11 protein-coding genes and 1 pseudogene are annotated in these 14,524 nt (G+C 73.1%); 6 read left to right on the forward strand and 6 right to left on the reverse strand.

The genetic code is table 11. The features are described 5' to 3' along the window. The first annotated feature begins 112 nt into the window (after nt 1-112). Nucleotides 113-883: a DUF5995 family protein gene (locus tag ACIBQZ_RS40335; RefSeq protein WP_396094272.1), complete on the forward strand. Its 771-nt coding sequence runs from the start codon at nt 113-115 to the stop codon at nt 881-883. A gap of 81 nt (nt 884-964) precedes the next feature. Here ACIBQZ_RS40335 and ACIBQZ_RS40340 read toward each other — a convergent pair whose 3' ends face one another. The 4 genes and pseudogenes from ACIBQZ_RS40340 to ACIBQZ_RS40355 form a co-directional block, all read right to left on the reverse strand. Continuing rightward, complete coding sequence (locus ACIBQZ_RS40340; RefSeq protein WP_396094237.1) at nt 965-1,492, reverse strand: hypothetical protein; 528 nt, start codon at nt 1,490-1,492, stop codon at nt 965-967. A gap of 40 nt (nt 1,493-1,532) precedes the next feature. Further along, nucleotides 1,533-2,882, reverse strand: coding sequence for a histidine kinase dimerization/phospho-acceptor domain-containing protein (locus tag ACIBQZ_RS40345; RefSeq protein ID WP_396094238.1), 1,350 nt, complete (start codon nt 2,880-2,882; stop codon nt 1,533-1,535). Next, nucleotides 2,875-3,558: a response regulator transcription factor gene (locus ACIBQZ_RS40350; RefSeq protein WP_396094239.1), complete on the reverse strand. Its 684-nt coding sequence runs from the start codon at nt 3,556-3,558 to the stop codon at nt 2,875-2,877. The genes ACIBQZ_RS40345 and ACIBQZ_RS40350 overlap by 8 nt, the downstream gene beginning before the upstream one ends. Before the next feature lie 7 nt (nt 3,559-3,565). Then, nucleotides 3,566-4,245 (reverse strand): annotated as a pseudogene (locus tag ACIBQZ_RS40355) (DUF6596 domain-containing protein); the annotation flags it as partial. Nucleotides 4,246-4,459: 214 nt separating this feature from the next. Here ACIBQZ_RS40355 and ACIBQZ_RS40360 point away from each other — a divergent pair. Further along, nucleotides 4,460-7,894, forward strand: coding sequence for a discoidin domain-containing protein (locus tag ACIBQZ_RS40360; protein ID WP_396094240.1), 3,435 nt, complete (start codon nt 4,460-4,462; stop codon nt 7,892-7,894). Nucleotides 7,895-7,965: 71 nt separating this feature from the next. Continuing rightward, nucleotides 7,966-8,340, forward strand: coding sequence for a VOC family protein (locus tag ACIBQZ_RS40365; RefSeq protein ID WP_396094241.1), 375 nt, complete (start codon nt 7,966-7,968; stop codon nt 8,338-8,340). A 389-nt stretch (nt 8,341-8,729) separates the two neighbouring features. On the opposite strand, the gene ACIBQZ_RS40370 is transcribed toward ACIBQZ_RS40365, so the two are convergent. Then, nucleotides 8,730-9,206 carry a hypothetical protein gene (locus tag ACIBQZ_RS40370; RefSeq protein WP_396094242.1) on the reverse strand — a complete coding sequence of 159 codons (477 nt, stop codon included), beginning with the start codon at nt 9,204-9,206 and terminating at the stop codon, nt 8,730-8,732. 36 nt (nt 9,207-9,242) lie between these two features. On the opposite strand from ACIBQZ_RS40370, the gene ACIBQZ_RS40375 reads away from it, so the two are divergent. From ACIBQZ_RS40375 to ACIBQZ_RS40385, 3 genes are read left to right on the forward strand one after another with little or no spacing between them, the layout of a single operon-like run. Continuing rightward, the gene (locus ACIBQZ_RS40375; protein WP_396094243.1) at nt 9,243-10,043 is read left to right on the forward strand and encodes an endonuclease/exonuclease/phosphatase family protein; all 801 of its coding nucleotides are present in this window, start codon (nt 9,243-9,245) and stop codon (nt 10,041-10,043) included. A gap of 35 nt (nt 10,044-10,078) precedes the next feature. Continuing rightward, complete coding sequence (locus ACIBQZ_RS40380) at nt 10,079-11,395, forward strand: SWIM zinc finger family protein (RefSeq protein WP_396094244.1); 1,317 nt, start codon at nt 10,079-10,081, stop codon at nt 11,393-11,395. After that, a complete protein-coding gene (locus ACIBQZ_RS40385) occupies nt 11,392-13,932 on the forward strand; it encodes a DUF6493 family protein (RefSeq protein WP_396094245.1) in 2,541 nt (846 codons plus the stop codon). The genes ACIBQZ_RS40380 and ACIBQZ_RS40385 overlap by 4 nt, the downstream gene beginning before the upstream one ends. 93 nt (nt 13,933-14,025) lie before the next feature. Here the strand turns inward: ACIBQZ_RS40385 and ACIBQZ_RS40390 are convergent, their stop codons facing one another. Beyond that, a complete protein-coding gene (locus tag ACIBQZ_RS40390; RefSeq protein ID WP_396094246.1) occupies nt 14,026-14,259 on the reverse strand; it encodes a hypothetical protein in 234 nt (77 codons plus the stop codon). Between the last annotated feature and the right edge of the window lie 265 nt (nt 14,260-14,524).

Consider the following 14,524-nt stretch of genomic DNA (forward strand, 5'->3'; position numbering starts at 1 on the left):
GTGAAAGGCTCACTCTCGTTCGGGGGAGCACCGCCCGGCTGGTCGGCCACCCGGGCCGCCGGGCGGTGCTGGAGGGCCTCCGCCAGGAAGTTCCGTGTGTGGAGGACCGATGATCACCGAATCCGTCTGGGGACCTGTGCAGCAGGACATGGCCGACGTGCTGGCCGGCCACCCTGATGACGTGCCCGCGGTGGTCGACCAGCTGACCAAGCTGCAGGACGTGCTGTGCCGGGTCCCGCCGCTGCTGACCAGCAACCCGCTCGCCGACTTCAACAAGCTCTACCTGACCATCACGACCAGCGTGCTCGAGCGCCTGTACGCGGGCCGGTTCGCCGACCCGGCGTTCCTGTCCCGCCTCGACGTGGAGTTCGCCGCCCGCTACTTCGACGCCCTGCGCCAGTGGTCGGACGCCAGCGCCGGCTGCCCGCGGGCCTGGGCGGTGCTGTTCCACCGGATCCCCGGGCCGGACGCCCGGCCGCTGCCGTCGGCCGCCGCCGGGGTGAACGCCCACATCAACTACGACCTGCCGTTCGCGCTGGTGACGACCTTCGACCACCTGGGCTCGGACCCGGTCGACGACAGCGACCAGCACCACGACTACCTGCAGATCAACGACATCTTCGCGGAGTCCATCCCCGGGCTGCGCCGCGGCTTCCTGGAGAAGTGGCAGCTGATCATCGACATGATGAACGGCGACCTGGACGACTGGTGGCAGGGCGAGCTGATCGAGTACACCCGCAACGTGGCCTGGCGCAACTCGCAGCGGCTCTGGTGCGTACGCCATGACCTGCAGGCGCTCGGCCGGGAACGGGCCCGCCTGGACGGCACCGCCGAGGCCTTCGGCAAGCTGCTGATGTCCCCGATGGGGGCGATCCTGCAGTGACCGGGCACAGACTTTTCTCCTAGGGGGGCGGGGAACAGGGCCCGCGCTGGTCCAAGAGCGCGGGCCCTGAACCTCATTCGCCTACTTGATCGCGACCAGCCGGGCGACGCTCTTGTCGCCGTCCTTGGCGCCCGCGATGCCGATCTCCGCGCCCGGCTTGATCGCGGAGGTCTCGACGGTCTTGCGGTCCTGCACGACCCGGAGCTTGTCGCCGAAGGTCCAGGTCTGGGTGAAGCCGTCGGTCGACTTCACGCTCACCGTCGTGGCGTCCACGGCGGTGACGCTGCCGCGCTGCACCACCACGGTGCGGACGCCGTCCTTGCCCTGCACCGTCAGCTCGCCGTGCAGGGTGTTCTTCCGCAGGAACCTGCGCAGCCCGGGGTGCTTGCGGTCCTTGCCCGGGCCGGCCCCGGTCGAGGCCGACGGGGCCGGGTCCGCCTCCAGGCCGGTGGTCAGGCCGACGGCGGTGAGCGCGTAGGCCTCGTCCGCGACGTCCGCGGCGGCCGCCGGGGCACCGGCCGGCGCCGCACCGGCGCCGCAGCCGGTCAGCCCGAGCAGGCCGGCGAGGCCGAGCGTGGTCAGGGTCAGCGCGATACGGGTTCGTGTCATGGGCAAAGACTGCGCCGGGTGTGCTCGGGGCGGATCAGCGTCATGTTCGGATCGGGTAAGGAAGGACCACGGTGAACATCGCGCCGCCCTCCGGGGCGTGCCCGGCCGCGATGGTCCCGCCGAGCCGCCCGACCAGCCGCGCGGCCAGGGCCAGGCCGAGGCCACTGCCGGTGCGGCGGAGGCCCCGGTACCGCCGGTGCAGCGCCCCGCGCTGGAACGCCACCGCCAGGTCCTCGTCGGTGAAGCCGGGGCCGCCGTCACGGATCTCCAGCACGCCGCCCCGCGGGTCCGCCCGTACCGCCAGGATCAGCGCGGCGCCCGGCGGCAGGACCCGCAGCGCGTTCTCGCAGAGCCCGTCGACGACCTGGCGGATCCGGCCAGGGTCGGTGGCCACCAGCACCGGGTCGGCGGGCAGCTCGGTGCTCAGCAGCGGGCCGTCCGGGCCGCAGCGCGGGGCCCACGCCTCGGCGGCCGAGCCGACCAGGTCGACCAGGTCCACCGGCACGATGTCGACCGGCAGGTCGGCGGCCTCCAGCCGGGCGAGCACCAGCAGGTCGGAGATCAGCCGGTCCAGCCGGTCCGCCTCGGCGACCATCGTCTGCCCGGCCCGCGCCGCGTCGTCGGCGGCCACCACGCCGTCGGCCAGCGCCTCGGCGTAACCGCGGATGGTCGACAGCGGGGTCCGCAGCTCGTGCGACACCGACAGCAGGAAGTCCCGTTCGCGGCCCTCGCTGATCTGCAGCGCCGCGCCGAGCTGGTTGAGCGCCGACGCGAGCTCGGCCACCTCGGCCGGCGGGCGCACCGCGAGCCGGATCGAGCGGTCCCCCGCGGAGAGCCGCCCGGCCGCCACCGCCGCCTGCCGCAACGGCCGGGCGATGAACCGGGCCAGCAGGGCGCCGGCCAGGACGCCGCCGAGCAGCCCGGCGAGCAGCGCCACCCAGACGCCGCCGAGCACCCGGGCGGCCGTGCCGGAGGCGATGTCGCGGGTGAGCACCACCCCGCTGGTGTTGCCGCGCAGCGGCCGGCCGACGATCAGCACCGCGCGCTCGCCGACCAGGCCGCGGGTGTCGACGGACTCACCGGCGGCGACCTGGCTGATCACCCGGTCGGGCAGGCCGGCCCGGTCCACGGCGCCGCGCCGGATCAGGAAGACGTCGATGCCGTCGGCGCGCAGCCGGGAGACGATCCGCTCGCGGGCGAGCTGGCGTTCGGTGGTGAGCAGCTCGACGGCGAGCGCGGACTTCTCCACCAGCTCGTCGCGGGCGGCGTTGTTGGCCGAGCGCACGGCGATCGGGAGCGCGACCAGCGCGGTGATGATCACGGAGACGACCGCGGTGGCCGCGGTGACCAGCACCGTACGGCCGGACAGGGTGCCCAGGAAGCTACGCATCGGCGGTGTAGCCGACCCCGCGGACCGTGCGGATCAGGTGCGCGGCGGGCCCGAGCTTGGCGCGGACCTGGGCCACGTGCACATCAACGGTACGGGTGCCCGCGGGCGACGCGTACCCCCAGACGCCGGCCAGCAGCTCCTCGCGGGTGAAGACCCGTCCCGGCCGGCCCAGCAGGTGCGCGAGCAGATCGAACTCGGTCGGGGTCAGCGTCAGCGGGGCACCGTCCACGGTGACCAGGTGCCGGCCGGAGTCGAGCTGGAGCGGGCCGAGGGTCCGCACCCGGCCGCCGTCGGGTGGCCCGGCGGCGCGGCGCAGCAGGGCCCGCACCCGGGCGACCAGCTCGCGCGGGCTGAACGGCTTGGTGAGGTAGTCGTCGCCCAGCTCCAGCCCGAGGATCCGGTCCACTTCGTCGTCGCGGGCGGTGAGGAACACGACGGGGGTCCAGTCGCCCTCCGCGCGCAGCCGCCGGCAGATCTCCGTGCCCTCCATCCCGGGCAGCGCGATGTCCAGCACGCAGGCGACCGGCCGCAACCGCCGCGCAGCGGCCAGCCCGGATGTGCCGTCGTGCTCGACGTGCACCCCGAAGCCGTCCCGGCTCAGGTAGAGCCGGACCAGGTCCGCGATCGGCCGCTCGTCCTCGACCAGCAGGATCAGGCCTTTGGAAAGCTCGGTCACCGGACCATCATGCCCGGCCCGGCGGCCGGTCGATGTTCGGATCAGGTACGGGTCGCAGCGCCGCGGCCCGCAGCGTCAGATGCCGCTGCTCGGGCAGGCTGGCCGTCATCGCCGCCGCGCGCAGGTAGCAGCCGTGCGCGGCCGTGCGGTCGCCGGCCGGCTCGAGCAGGTGCGCGCGGACGGACTCGAGCCGGTGGTTCTCCGCCATCCGTTCGTCGCCGTCGAGCTCGGCCAGCACCGCGAGCCCGGCCAGCGGCCCGCGGGCCTGGGCCGTGGCCACCGCCCGGTTCAGCGTGACCACCGGTCCCGGCGAGACCCGTTCCAGCACCTCGTAGAGGGCGAGGATCTGCGGCCAGTCGGTATGCTCGGCGGTGCCGGCCTCGTCGTGCACCGCGGCGATCGCGGCCTGCAACTGGTACGGCCCCAGCGGTCCCCGCCCCAGCGTCGCGGAGACCAGCGCGACCCCCTCGGCGATGAACGCTGCGTTCCACCGGCCGCGATCCTGCTCGTCCAGCGGTACGAGCGCACCCTGCGCGTCCGTCCGCGTCGGGCGTCGGGCGTCGGGCGTCGGGCGTCGGGGAGCAGCATCAGCGCCAGCAGCCCGGCCGCCTCCCCGTCGCCGGGCAACAGCCGGGGCAGCAGCCGGGTCAGCCGGATCGCCTCCCGGGTCAGGTCGGCGCGCTGCAGGCCCGACTGCCCGTAGCGCACCGCCGTCGGAGAGCGCTTTCCAAGACGCCCTCGACAGTATTCGGAAAGGCCGCTTTTGCCCATGATTGGCGGCCGATCAGCGACGGAATGCTTGACACATCGGAAAAGCGGACGCAACACTGCGGCTCAGGTGGAGAGCGCTCTCCATCGATCCCCTCCCCTGTGACTCCGTCCCCGAACGTCAGGAGTTCCCGTGCATCCGGCTTCTCCCCCGGCGCTGCCCCCGCACGCGCCCAGCCCCCGCCGTTGGCGCCGGTTGATCCCCGTCACCGTGCTCGCCGTCGTCGTCGCCTACCTGGGCGTCGTCCAGCTCACCGCACACGCCGCGGATTCCCTGCTGTCGCAGGGCAAACCGGCCACCGCGTCGTCGCAGGAGGGCGCGGACGTCGCCGCCGCCCTGGCGGTCGACGGCAACGCCGGCACGCGCTGGTCCAGCGAGTTCAGCGATCCCCAGTGGCTGCGGGTCGACCTCGGCGCCACCGCCACGATCACCCAGGTCGTCCTGCAGTGGGAGGGTGCGTACGCGAAGGCGTACAAGATCCAGACCAGTGCCGACGGCACCGCCTGGACCGACATCCACAGCACCACCACCGGCGCGGGCGGCACCGAGACGCTCACCGTCAGCGGCACCGGCCGCTACGTCCGCATGTACGGCACCACCCGCGCCAGCGGCTACGGCTACTCCCTCTACGAGTTCAAGGTCTACGGCTCCACCGGCGGCACCCCGTCGGCGTGCGGCACGACGAATGCCGCGCAGGGCAAGCCCGCCACCGCCTCCTCGCAGGAGGGCGCGGACGTCGCTGCCGCCAAGGCCGTCGACGGCGACACGGGCTCCCGCTGGTCCAGCGAGTTCAGCGATCCCCAGTGGCTGCGCGTGGACCTGGGCACGTCCCAGTCCGTCTGCCAGGTGGTGCTGCAGTGGGAGGGTGCGTACGCGAAGGCGTACAAGATCCAGACCAGTGCCGACGGCACCACCTGGACCGACATCCACAGCACCACCACCGGCGCGGGCGGCACCGAGACGCTCACCGTGACGGGCACCGGCCGCTACGTCCGCATGTACGGCACCACCCGCGCCAGCGGCTACGGCTACTCCCTCTACGAGTTCAAGATCTTCACCACCGGGGGCGGCACCACGACACCGCCGCCCGGTGACTTCACCACGGTGTGGACGGACGACTTCTCCGGCGCCGCCAACACCTCGCCGAACGCCGCGAACTGGCTGTTGCGCACCGGCACCCAGTACCCGGGCGGAGCCGCGAACTGGGGCACCGGCGAGGTCGAGACCGCGTCGAACTCCACCGCCAACGTCTACCTGGACGGCGCCGGCAAGCTCAACATCAAGGCGATCCGGGACAGCGCGGGCAAGTGGACCTCCGGCCGGATCGAGACCCAGCGCACCGACTTCGAGCCGCCGGCCGGCCAGCAGACCAAGTTCACCGCGGTGCTCAAGCAGCCCGACGTGGCCAACGGCGCCGGCTACTGGCCCGGCTTCCGCGCCACCGGGGCGGCCTACCGCGGCAACTACACCAACTGGCCCGGCGTCGGCGAGACCGACATCATGACCGACGTCAACGGGCGCAGCCAGCTGTCGCAGACCCTGCACTGCGGCACCGCGCCGGACGGACCGTGCGCGGAGTACAACGGCCGGCAGAGCGGGCTGGCCGGCTGCACCGGCTGCCAGACCGGCTTCCACGAGTACAGCCAGATCATCGACCGGACCAAGACCGACGAGGAGATCCGCTTCTATCTCGACGGCCGGCAGACCTGGGTCGTGCGCGAATCGCAGGTCGGCGTCACCGCGTGGAAGGCAGCCGTGCACCACGGCTTCTTCCTGCGCTTCGACCTGGCCATCGGCGGCTCGCTGCCGAACGCGATCGCCGGCTTCACCACCCCGACCCCGGAGACCACCTCGGGCGGCGTGCTCAGCGTCGACTCGGTGACCGTGGCCCGGTCCGCCGGCACCACCCCGGCGGCGATGGCCGACCCGGCCACCCCGGCCGGCCCGTCGACCGTGCGGGTCACCGGCTCGCAGGGCAACTGGCAGCTGAACGTCAACGGCGCGGCGTACGAGGTCAAGGGCATCACGTACGGCCCGCCGCAGGCCGCGGCCGACGGCTACCTGCGCGACCTGAAGAACATGGGTGTCAACACGATCCGGCTCTGGGGTGTGGACGACGCCAACACCCCGGCGCTGCTCGACCGGGCCGCCCAGCAGAACATCAAGGTCGTGGTCGGGCACTGGCTCAACCAGGGCGCCGACTACGTCAACGACACCGCCTACAAGACCGCGACCAAGAACGAGATCGTCGCCCGGGTCAACGCGCTGAAGAACAAGCAGGGCGTGCTGATGTGGGACGTCGGCAACGAGGTCATCCTGACCATGCAGGACCACGGGCTGCCGGCCGCCGAGGTCGAGGCGCGCCGGGTCGCGTACGCCAAGTACGTCAACGAGCTGGCGGTGGCGATCCACGCGGCGGACCCGAACCACCCGGTCACCTCGACGGACGCGTACACCGGGGCGTGGACGTACTACAAGGCGAACTCGCCCGACCTGGACCTGCTGGCGGTCAACTCGTACGGGGCGATCGGCAACGTCAAGCAGGACTGGATCAACGGCGGGTACACCAAGCCGTACATCCTCACCGAGGGTGGCCCGGCCGGGGAGTGGGAGGTGCCCAACGACGTCAACGGGGTGCCGACCGAGCCCACCGACCTGCAGAAGCGCACCGGCTACACGGCCAGCTGGAACGCCATCAAGGCGCACCCGGGCGTGGCGCTGGGCGCGACCGAGTTCCACTACGGCCTGGAGAACGACTTCGGCGGCGTCTGGCTCAACACCTTCACCGGCGGCTGGCGCCGGCTCGGCTACCACTCGCTGAAGCAGGCGTACACCGGGCAGGCCTCGGCGAACACCCCTCCGGAGATCAACTCGATGGCGGTGAGCAACCAGACCGCCGTGCCGGCCGGCGGGACGTTCACGATCAACGCCGGGGTCAGCGACCCGAACGGCGACCTGATCCGCTACAACCTGATGTACAGCAACAAGCACATCACCGGCGGCACCGGGCTGACCAACGTGGTCTTCACCGACAACGGCAACGGCACGTTCACCGCGAAGGCCCCCGAGCAGCTCGGGGTCTGGAAGGTCTACGTGTACGCCTTCGACGGCCACGGCAACGTGGGCATCGACCAGCGCTCGTTCAAGGTGGTCCCGCCGACCGTCCCGGGCACCAACCTGGCACAGGGCAAGACGGCCACGGCATCGACCTACCAGCCGACCGGCACGAACGGCCCGCAACTGCCCGGGTACGCGGTCGACGGCAACTACGGCACCCGCTGGGCCAGCGAGTGGGTGGACACCGCCTGGCTCCAGGTCGACCTGGGCTCGGTGCAGTCGTTCAACCGCGTGCTGCTGGCCTGGGAAGCGGCCTACGCCAAGGGCTACACGGTGCAGGTCTCGGACAACGGCAGCACCTGGCAGACGATCCACACGACCACCAGCGGCAACGGCGGCTTCGACGACCTGGCGATCAACGGCACCGGCCGTTACGTCCGGGTCTCCGGCACCGCCCGCGCCACCGACTACGGCTACTCGCTCTGGGAGTTCGGCGTGTACCGCGGCTGAACCGCGCCGTTCAGCCGTGATTCTGTCGGTGGCCGGGTCTATGGTCGGCGGAGAGCTGACGAGGAGGAGTCATGGACAAAGTCGTCCACTTCGAGGTCCCGTTCGACGATGCCGACCGGGCACACACCTTCTACCGTGAGGCCTTCGGCTGGCAGCTGCAGGGCATGCCGGACATGGGCTACACGATGGTGACAACCATCGCGACCGACGAGTCGGGCCGGCCGGACGAGCCCGGCGGCATCAACGGCGGCATGCTCGCCAAGCAGGGACCGATCACCGCGCCGGTCATCGTGATCGGGGTGGCTGACCTGGACGAGTCACTGGCCCGGGTGGAGAAGCTGGGTGGCAAGGTGGCGATCGGCCGGCAAGCGGTCGGGGACATGGGGTTCGCGGCCTACGTGCACGACACCGAGGGCAATCTGATCGGGCTCTGGCAGAGCGCTTAGCCGGCTTCTCGTGTCCGCCCCGGCCGGGGCGGACACGGTCGCCCGGCCGGCCGGCCGCGGTCGCGAGCGGCCCCGGTGGGCCGGTCGCGGTCGGCCCGGTCGCGGTCGGCCCGGTCGCGGTCGGCCCGGTCGCGGTCGGCCCGGTCGCGGTCGGCCCGGTCGCAGTCGGCCCGGTCGCAGTCGGCCCGGTCGCAGTCGGCCCGGTCGCGGTCGGCCCGGTCGCAGTCGGCGCGGTCGCGGCCCGGTCGCGGTCGGCCCGGTCGCGGTCGGCCCGGTCGCAGTCGGCGCGGTCGCGGCCCGGTCGCGGTCGCGGCCCGGTCGCGGGCGGCGGGCGGCCCGGTCGCGGTCGCGGGCGGCCCTGCTGGGCCGGTCGCGGGCGGCCCTGCTGGTCAGGTGCGGAGCTCGGCGGTCCAGGCCAGCACGCGGTCCACGTCGTCGCGGGTCCAGCCGATCGCCGAGTCGACCGGCACCAGCAGCGTGGGCGCCGCCCGCGCGGCCGCCCAGCGGCGGCCCGCGTCCGTGTGGTTGTCGTCGATCCAGGCCGCCGGGCGGTCGCCCACCAGCGCCGCGAGCGCCGGCACCTTGGCCTCCGGCGGGAACGGCACCGGCGGGAACGGCACCACCGGCAGCGCCGCGACGCCCAGCTTCGCGGCGAAGAGCGTGTTGGCGTCCTCGCCCCACCCGGTGGCCCAGTGCAGGTCACCGGCCGCGGCCAGCTCGGTGATCCAGGCGGCGTGGTCCGGGCAGTAGCGCTCGGGGCCTTCCCCGGGGAAGAACTCGTGCTCGAGATATCCGTCGGGGCAGGAGGACGCGGCGAAGGGGTTCAGCACCCCGTCGAGGTCCAGCAGCAGAACGGGTCGGCTCACCGTGCCATCTAAACGCGCCGGGCTTACCGTCGTGCCATGCGGGTCATGACCTGGAACGTGTGGTGGCGCTTCGGCGGCAACTGGCGGGAGCGGGCCGACGGCATCAGGATCACCCTGGAGACGTACCAGCCGGACGTGCTCGGCCTGGTGGAGACGTGGGCCGGCGACGGCACGACGCAGCCCGACGTGCTGGCCGGTCAGCTCGGCATGCACGCGGCCTTCGTGCCGTCCTCGCTGCCGCCTGCGCCGGAGCCGGTCGAGGAGCCGGGCCAGCTCGGCGTGACCGTCGGGCTGGGACTGCTCAGCCGCTGGCCGATCCTGCGCACCGAGATCCGCGAGCTGCCACACCCGCAGCGCCCCGGCGCGGCCCCGACGGCGCTGGTCGCCGCCCTCGACCATCCACGCGGGCCGCTGCACGTCATCGTCGCGTGCCGGGAGTGGGAGCCACGCTACGCCGCCGACCGGGCCGCGCAGTCCCAGGCGCTCGCCGACCTGGTGACCGATCCCGCCCTGGACGGGCCGCTGCCGGTGCTGCTGATCGGGGACCTGAACGCGCCGCCGGACGAGCCGGAACTGGCCCCGCTGCGCGCGGTGACGGTGGACACCTGGGAGGAGGGCGGCGGCGATCCGGGAGTGACCACTCTGGACTCACTGGTGCCGTACGCGCCGCTGGAGGCGACCACGTTGATCGACCGCCGGATCGACCACGTGCTGGCCCGGCCGGGACGGCCCGGGGCGGTGGTGACGGTGCGCGGGGCGTTCCTCGCCGGCGACCGCCCGATCGACGGGCGCTACCCGTCCGACCACTACGCCATCGGCGCCGATCTGGACCCGTGAGCCGAAGTGTCGTACCCCCTCTCTACCTTCTCCGCATGGTCTCCGCGACGTACTCCTATCTCGGCTCCTCGACGCTGGCCCCGGCCGGCGGGCTCACCCTGCAGACCTCGGGCGGGCCGGCGGCCCATCCCCGGTTCTTCACCGGCTTCCTGAGCGAGCCCGGCGCGGCGGCGCTCGGTCTGCTGGCGGTCGCGGAGGTCGCCCGCACCCGGTATTTCCGGCCGGCCGGCCCGGCCAGCCTCGACCCGGTGGTCACCGCCGGCGCCGACCGGCTGCGCTTCGAGTCGTTCTCCGGCTGCTGCGGCGTTTATGCCCGGCTCGACGTGCTGCCCGCCGGCATCGACGGCGAGATCGTCGCGCACGGCACCACCAACGTCGACGTCAACCTGCCGCTGCAGCGCGCGCTGACCCGGGTGGGCCGCGCCGATCCGCTGCATCTCGCGGTCGGCCCCGACGACCTCACGGTGACCACATTCGACGGCCCGCTCGTCGAACGCCGGGTGCCGCTGCCGTCGCGCTGGCTGCGCGGCTTCGCCGAGGCGCAGGTGCTCACCGCCCGCTTCGACCCGCGCGCCGAGATCGGCGTGGCCGACGCCCGCGCCCTGCTCACCAAGCTGCCCGCCGGCGACCGCTCGGTGCTGTGGGCGCTCCCGGCCGGCCGCTCGCTGCGCCTCACGTCCCGGCCGGTGCCGGGCGCGATCTGCCTGCCGGGCGCCGGCCGGCTGGTCGCCCTCAAACCCTTCCTCCGGTACGCGACCAGGCTGCGCGTCTACGGCCCGGCGGTGGCGACCGGCAGTGGCCCGGTGGCGAGCACGTGGGAGCTGAGCATGCCGGCGTTGCGGCTGTCGCTGACGTTGTCCCCGGAGCCCTACCGAGGCTTCTCCGGCGAGGGCGCGGTGCTAGAGGCGCTGGCCGGCGATGCGACCACCGACGACGCCGAGCTGATCAGCGCAATGCTGTCGTGGGATCCGGCGATCGACATCGACGCGCTCGCGCAGGCCGCCGGGATCGGGGCGGCGCGGGTCCGCGACGCGCTGGCCCAGCTGGGCACCGCCGGCCGGGTCGGCTACGACGTGGCCGAGGCGGGCTACTTCCACCGCACGCTCCCCTACACGGCCGACGTCGTGGCGACGATGAACCCCCGGCTGCTCGGCGCCCGGGCCCTCGTCGCGTCCGGCGCGGTGAGCGTCTCCGGCGACGTCGCTGTCGTGCGCAGCGGCGCAGAGACCTACCACGTCCGCCAGTCCTCCTGCACCTGCCCGTGGTGGGCGAAACACCGGGGCGAACGCGGGCCGTGCAAGCACGCGCTGGCCGTCAGCCTGGTCCGCGCCGGCGAGCAGGTGTCCGCATGAGCCTCGATTGGCAGACGCTCGACCGCCTCTCCCGCGGCAAGCCGGCCGAGCTGACCGCCCTGCTGATCGCGACGCCGGAGCCGGAACGCCTGGCGTTCGCCCGGGAGTTCGACACCCGGATCAAGGCGATGACCACCGAGGAGTCGTGGAAGCAACTCGAGAATCCGGCCCACGGGTACGCCCTGATCGCCATAGGCTGTCTGCCGTCCGCGGCCCGGGCGGCGGCCGCGCTCGGCCGCCGCGAAATGCGCGCCAGCTGGGGCGGCATCCCCACCGACCGGTTCCTCGAGATCGCCGAGGCGCGACAGCTGCCGTGGCTGGGCGACCTCGGCGTCCGGCTGGCCGAGCGGATGTCGCCGGGGTCGTCCTGGTCCGGCGAGTGGGCGTTCCTCGAGGTCCTGCTCCAGGCGGGCCGGGCCGCACCACCGGTGACCGAGGGCGTGGTCCGTGCCTGGATCAGCGACACCCAGTTCTTCCGGAGGAACAGCAAGCCGATCCGGATCGCCGACCGCCTCCGCGACAGCCGCTACCTCGACCTCCTGCTGCCGTCGGTGTTCACCATCGACGGCATGGGGCGCGACCTGAACTACGGGCACCACACCCCGGAGGCCGGCTGGCAGAACACATCGGGCTTCTCCGTCGCCGTGGCTCAGCTCGTGGCCGAGGGCAGGCTCGACCGCCGGCAGCTCATCGGCGCCACTGTGGAGCGTCTGGTCCGCGGCGACCGGCCCGCCTGGCTGCGCCCGTTCACCCTGCTGCACGAGCTGCTGGCGCCGACCACGGACGAGCTGGCCGCCCACACGCACGACTATGCCCGGCTGCTGGCCGACGCACCGTCCCCCATCGCCGCGCTCGCCCAGCGCGCGCTGCGCAGCCTGGACGACGAAGGCCGCATCGAGCTGGAGACGCTCCTTGAAGCGAGCCACCAGGTCCTGGTCCGCAAGGAGAAGAGCCTGGTCAAGGCCCAGCTCGCCTGGCTGGAGCAGATCGCCCGCCGCGAACCCTCCCGCATCACCGAGGTGCTGGAGACGATCGCCACCGCACTGGAGCACCCGGCCCTCGACCTCCAGGAACGCGCACAGACCCTGCTCGCCCGGCACGACGCGAAACCCGACCTGACCGCACCCGCACGCCCGTCCGCCACCCTGGCCCCACCCCCGCTCCCGCCACCCGCGGCGATGCCCCCGCCGATCGCCGACGCGGTGGAGCTGGCCGAGGAGGTGGCCGCCCTGTTCCACGAGCAGACGGGTGTCCGCTGGGAACGCATCCTGGCCGGCCTCGTCACGCTGCGCGGCACGTCGCTCGCCGAGGTGCTCGACCCCGTGCTCGACCGCCATCCGCACGCCCTCGCCGACCACGTGGGGAGCGACGTCCGGCTGGTCCTGCTCGGCGAAGCCCTGAACAGCATCATGAGGCCACACCGACACGGCAACGCATGGCACCGCCTGCTCGCCGCGGTCCGCGCCGCCCGCGAGCAGACACCGGCGACCCGCAACCCGCTGATCGCGTCGCCGGACGGCGTCCTGACACTACGCATCGCCGAACTGGCGGTGGAGGTGACGCGCACGCCGGTGCCGGAGTTGCTCGCCACACCGACCACGACCACCGGCAGCCTCGACGCCGAGGTGCTGCTGTCCCGGCTCCGCCGCGCCGAGTCGGCAGGTTGGCAACCCTGGCCGGCGGATCTCGAACAGGCCCTGCTCCGTGTCCCCCGCCAGGTCGACGCCACCGTCCTGGCCGAGGCCGGCAAGCTGACCACCACGGCGGGCAAGCGCTTCGCCGCATGGCTGGCGGACGGCGGCCTGCCCGACCCGACGAGCACCCGCGTCGAACAACGCTCCGCAGCCCGCCGCGTGCTGGCCAACCTGCACCCGGCCCGCACCGGCGGCCTCCTCGAAAACCACCTGACAAAGCTGGAACGACAACCGACACCGCACTACAACCCCGACGACGTGACCACCAGCAGCGGCGTCCTGACGATGGTCGTGCCCCACCACCGGGAGGTCTCGGCCGCCTGGAGCCTGCCGACCCTGGCCGCCCTGGCAGACCAGGACTACCGCGGCAGCGGCGCGCTGCTACCCGAACTGACGGAATGCACCGGCCCGATCGGCCCGGCCATGACCCTGGCACTGACATACGGCTGCGGAGCCCGCCACGAAACCGACCGGGTAGCGGCGGTCGACGCCATCCTGGCTCTGGCCGCCGCGAAAACCCCGTTCGCATCCGCAATGGGCGCAGACGTGGGCGACCTGTGCGCCGACGGCATGGTGAAACTGACCAGGGTGGTAAACGCCCTGACCGACGCCCACCGAGCCGGCGCCTCGACGGCGGTGTGGGAAGTCGCCGCGACGGCCATCCCGCTGTTGCTGCCGCACCGGCCACGGGGCCTGCCGGACCTGCTGGAGCTGGCTACGCAGGTGGCGGCCGAGGTGGGCGCCCGAACGACGATCGAAGGCCTGGCGGAGGCAGCGACCACGCCGGGAAGCACACGGCTGGCAAGGGAGGCGAGAAGGTTGACAACGGTGCTCACCGGATGAGGTAACCGGGGGCCGGCCGACGTGCACACGAGCTTTCACCGGCCCTCACTGATCTCAGTCAGTCGCCACCATCGCCCCCGCGCCACCGACCGATCACGTGACGCCGACGATCCATCGCGGCTGCTCGTCGTTCTCGCACCGGTTCCACAGCAGGATGCCGCCGTAGGAGGCGACGAGCACGCGCATGCTTCCGGTGAGGGACAGCAGGGGCGTGCCTCTGCCGATGGGCAGGCCTGCCGCGACGCTGAGCGCTACGGCGCGGTTGTGAGGGAGACGAAGATCAGCCGAAGTTGCCGGGAAACCAGCCGTGCGGGACACGTCGTTCACGCAGCTGGTCCTTAGTGCCCATTGCCGCAACCCCGGCCCCACCTGGCGCGGCCTGGCGCGGCCTGGCCCGGCGCGGCCCGGTCTGGCACGACACGCGCGTCCGCCCTGGCTCGGCCCGGCCCCGGTCCGGCATGGCCCGGCACGGTCTGGCACGGCGGGGGTCTGGCGTGGCCCGCCGCGTCTGGCCCGCCCTGGCGCGGGCTGGCCCCCGGTGCTGCCCGGCACGGCCCGGCACGGCCCGCCCTGGCGCGGCTGACCCGGTCCG

The sequence above is a fragment of the Actinoplanes sp. NPDC049599 genome, assembly GCF_044465625.1.
Classification (GTDB): domain Bacteria; phylum Actinomycetota; class Actinomycetes; order Mycobacteriales; family Micromonosporaceae; genus Actinoplanes.

Coding starts and splice junctions, on each gene's coding strand:
- ACIBQZ_RS40375 (WP_396094243.1), top strand. CDS start 9,243: ATGCGGGTCATGACCTGGAACGTGTGGTGGCGCTTCGGCGGCAACTGG.
- ACIBQZ_RS40340 (WP_396094237.1), bottom strand. CDS start 1,492: ATGACACGAACCCGTATCGCGCTGACCCTGACCACGCTCGGCCTCGCC.
- ACIBQZ_RS40365 (WP_396094241.1), top strand. CDS start 7,966: ATGGACAAAGTCGTCCACTTCGAGGTCCCGTTCGACGATGCCGACCGG.
- ACIBQZ_RS40385 (WP_396094245.1), top strand. CDS start 11,392: ATGAGCCTCGATTGGCAGACGCTCGACCGCCTCTCCCGCGGCAAGCCG.
- ACIBQZ_RS40345 (WP_396094238.1), bottom strand. CDS start 2,882: ATGCGTAGCTTCCTGGGCACCCTGTCCGGCCGTACGGTGCTGGTCACC.
- ACIBQZ_RS40380 (WP_396094244.1), top strand. CDS start 10,079: ATGGTCTCCGCGACGTACTCCTATCTCGGCTCCTCGACGCTGGCCCCG.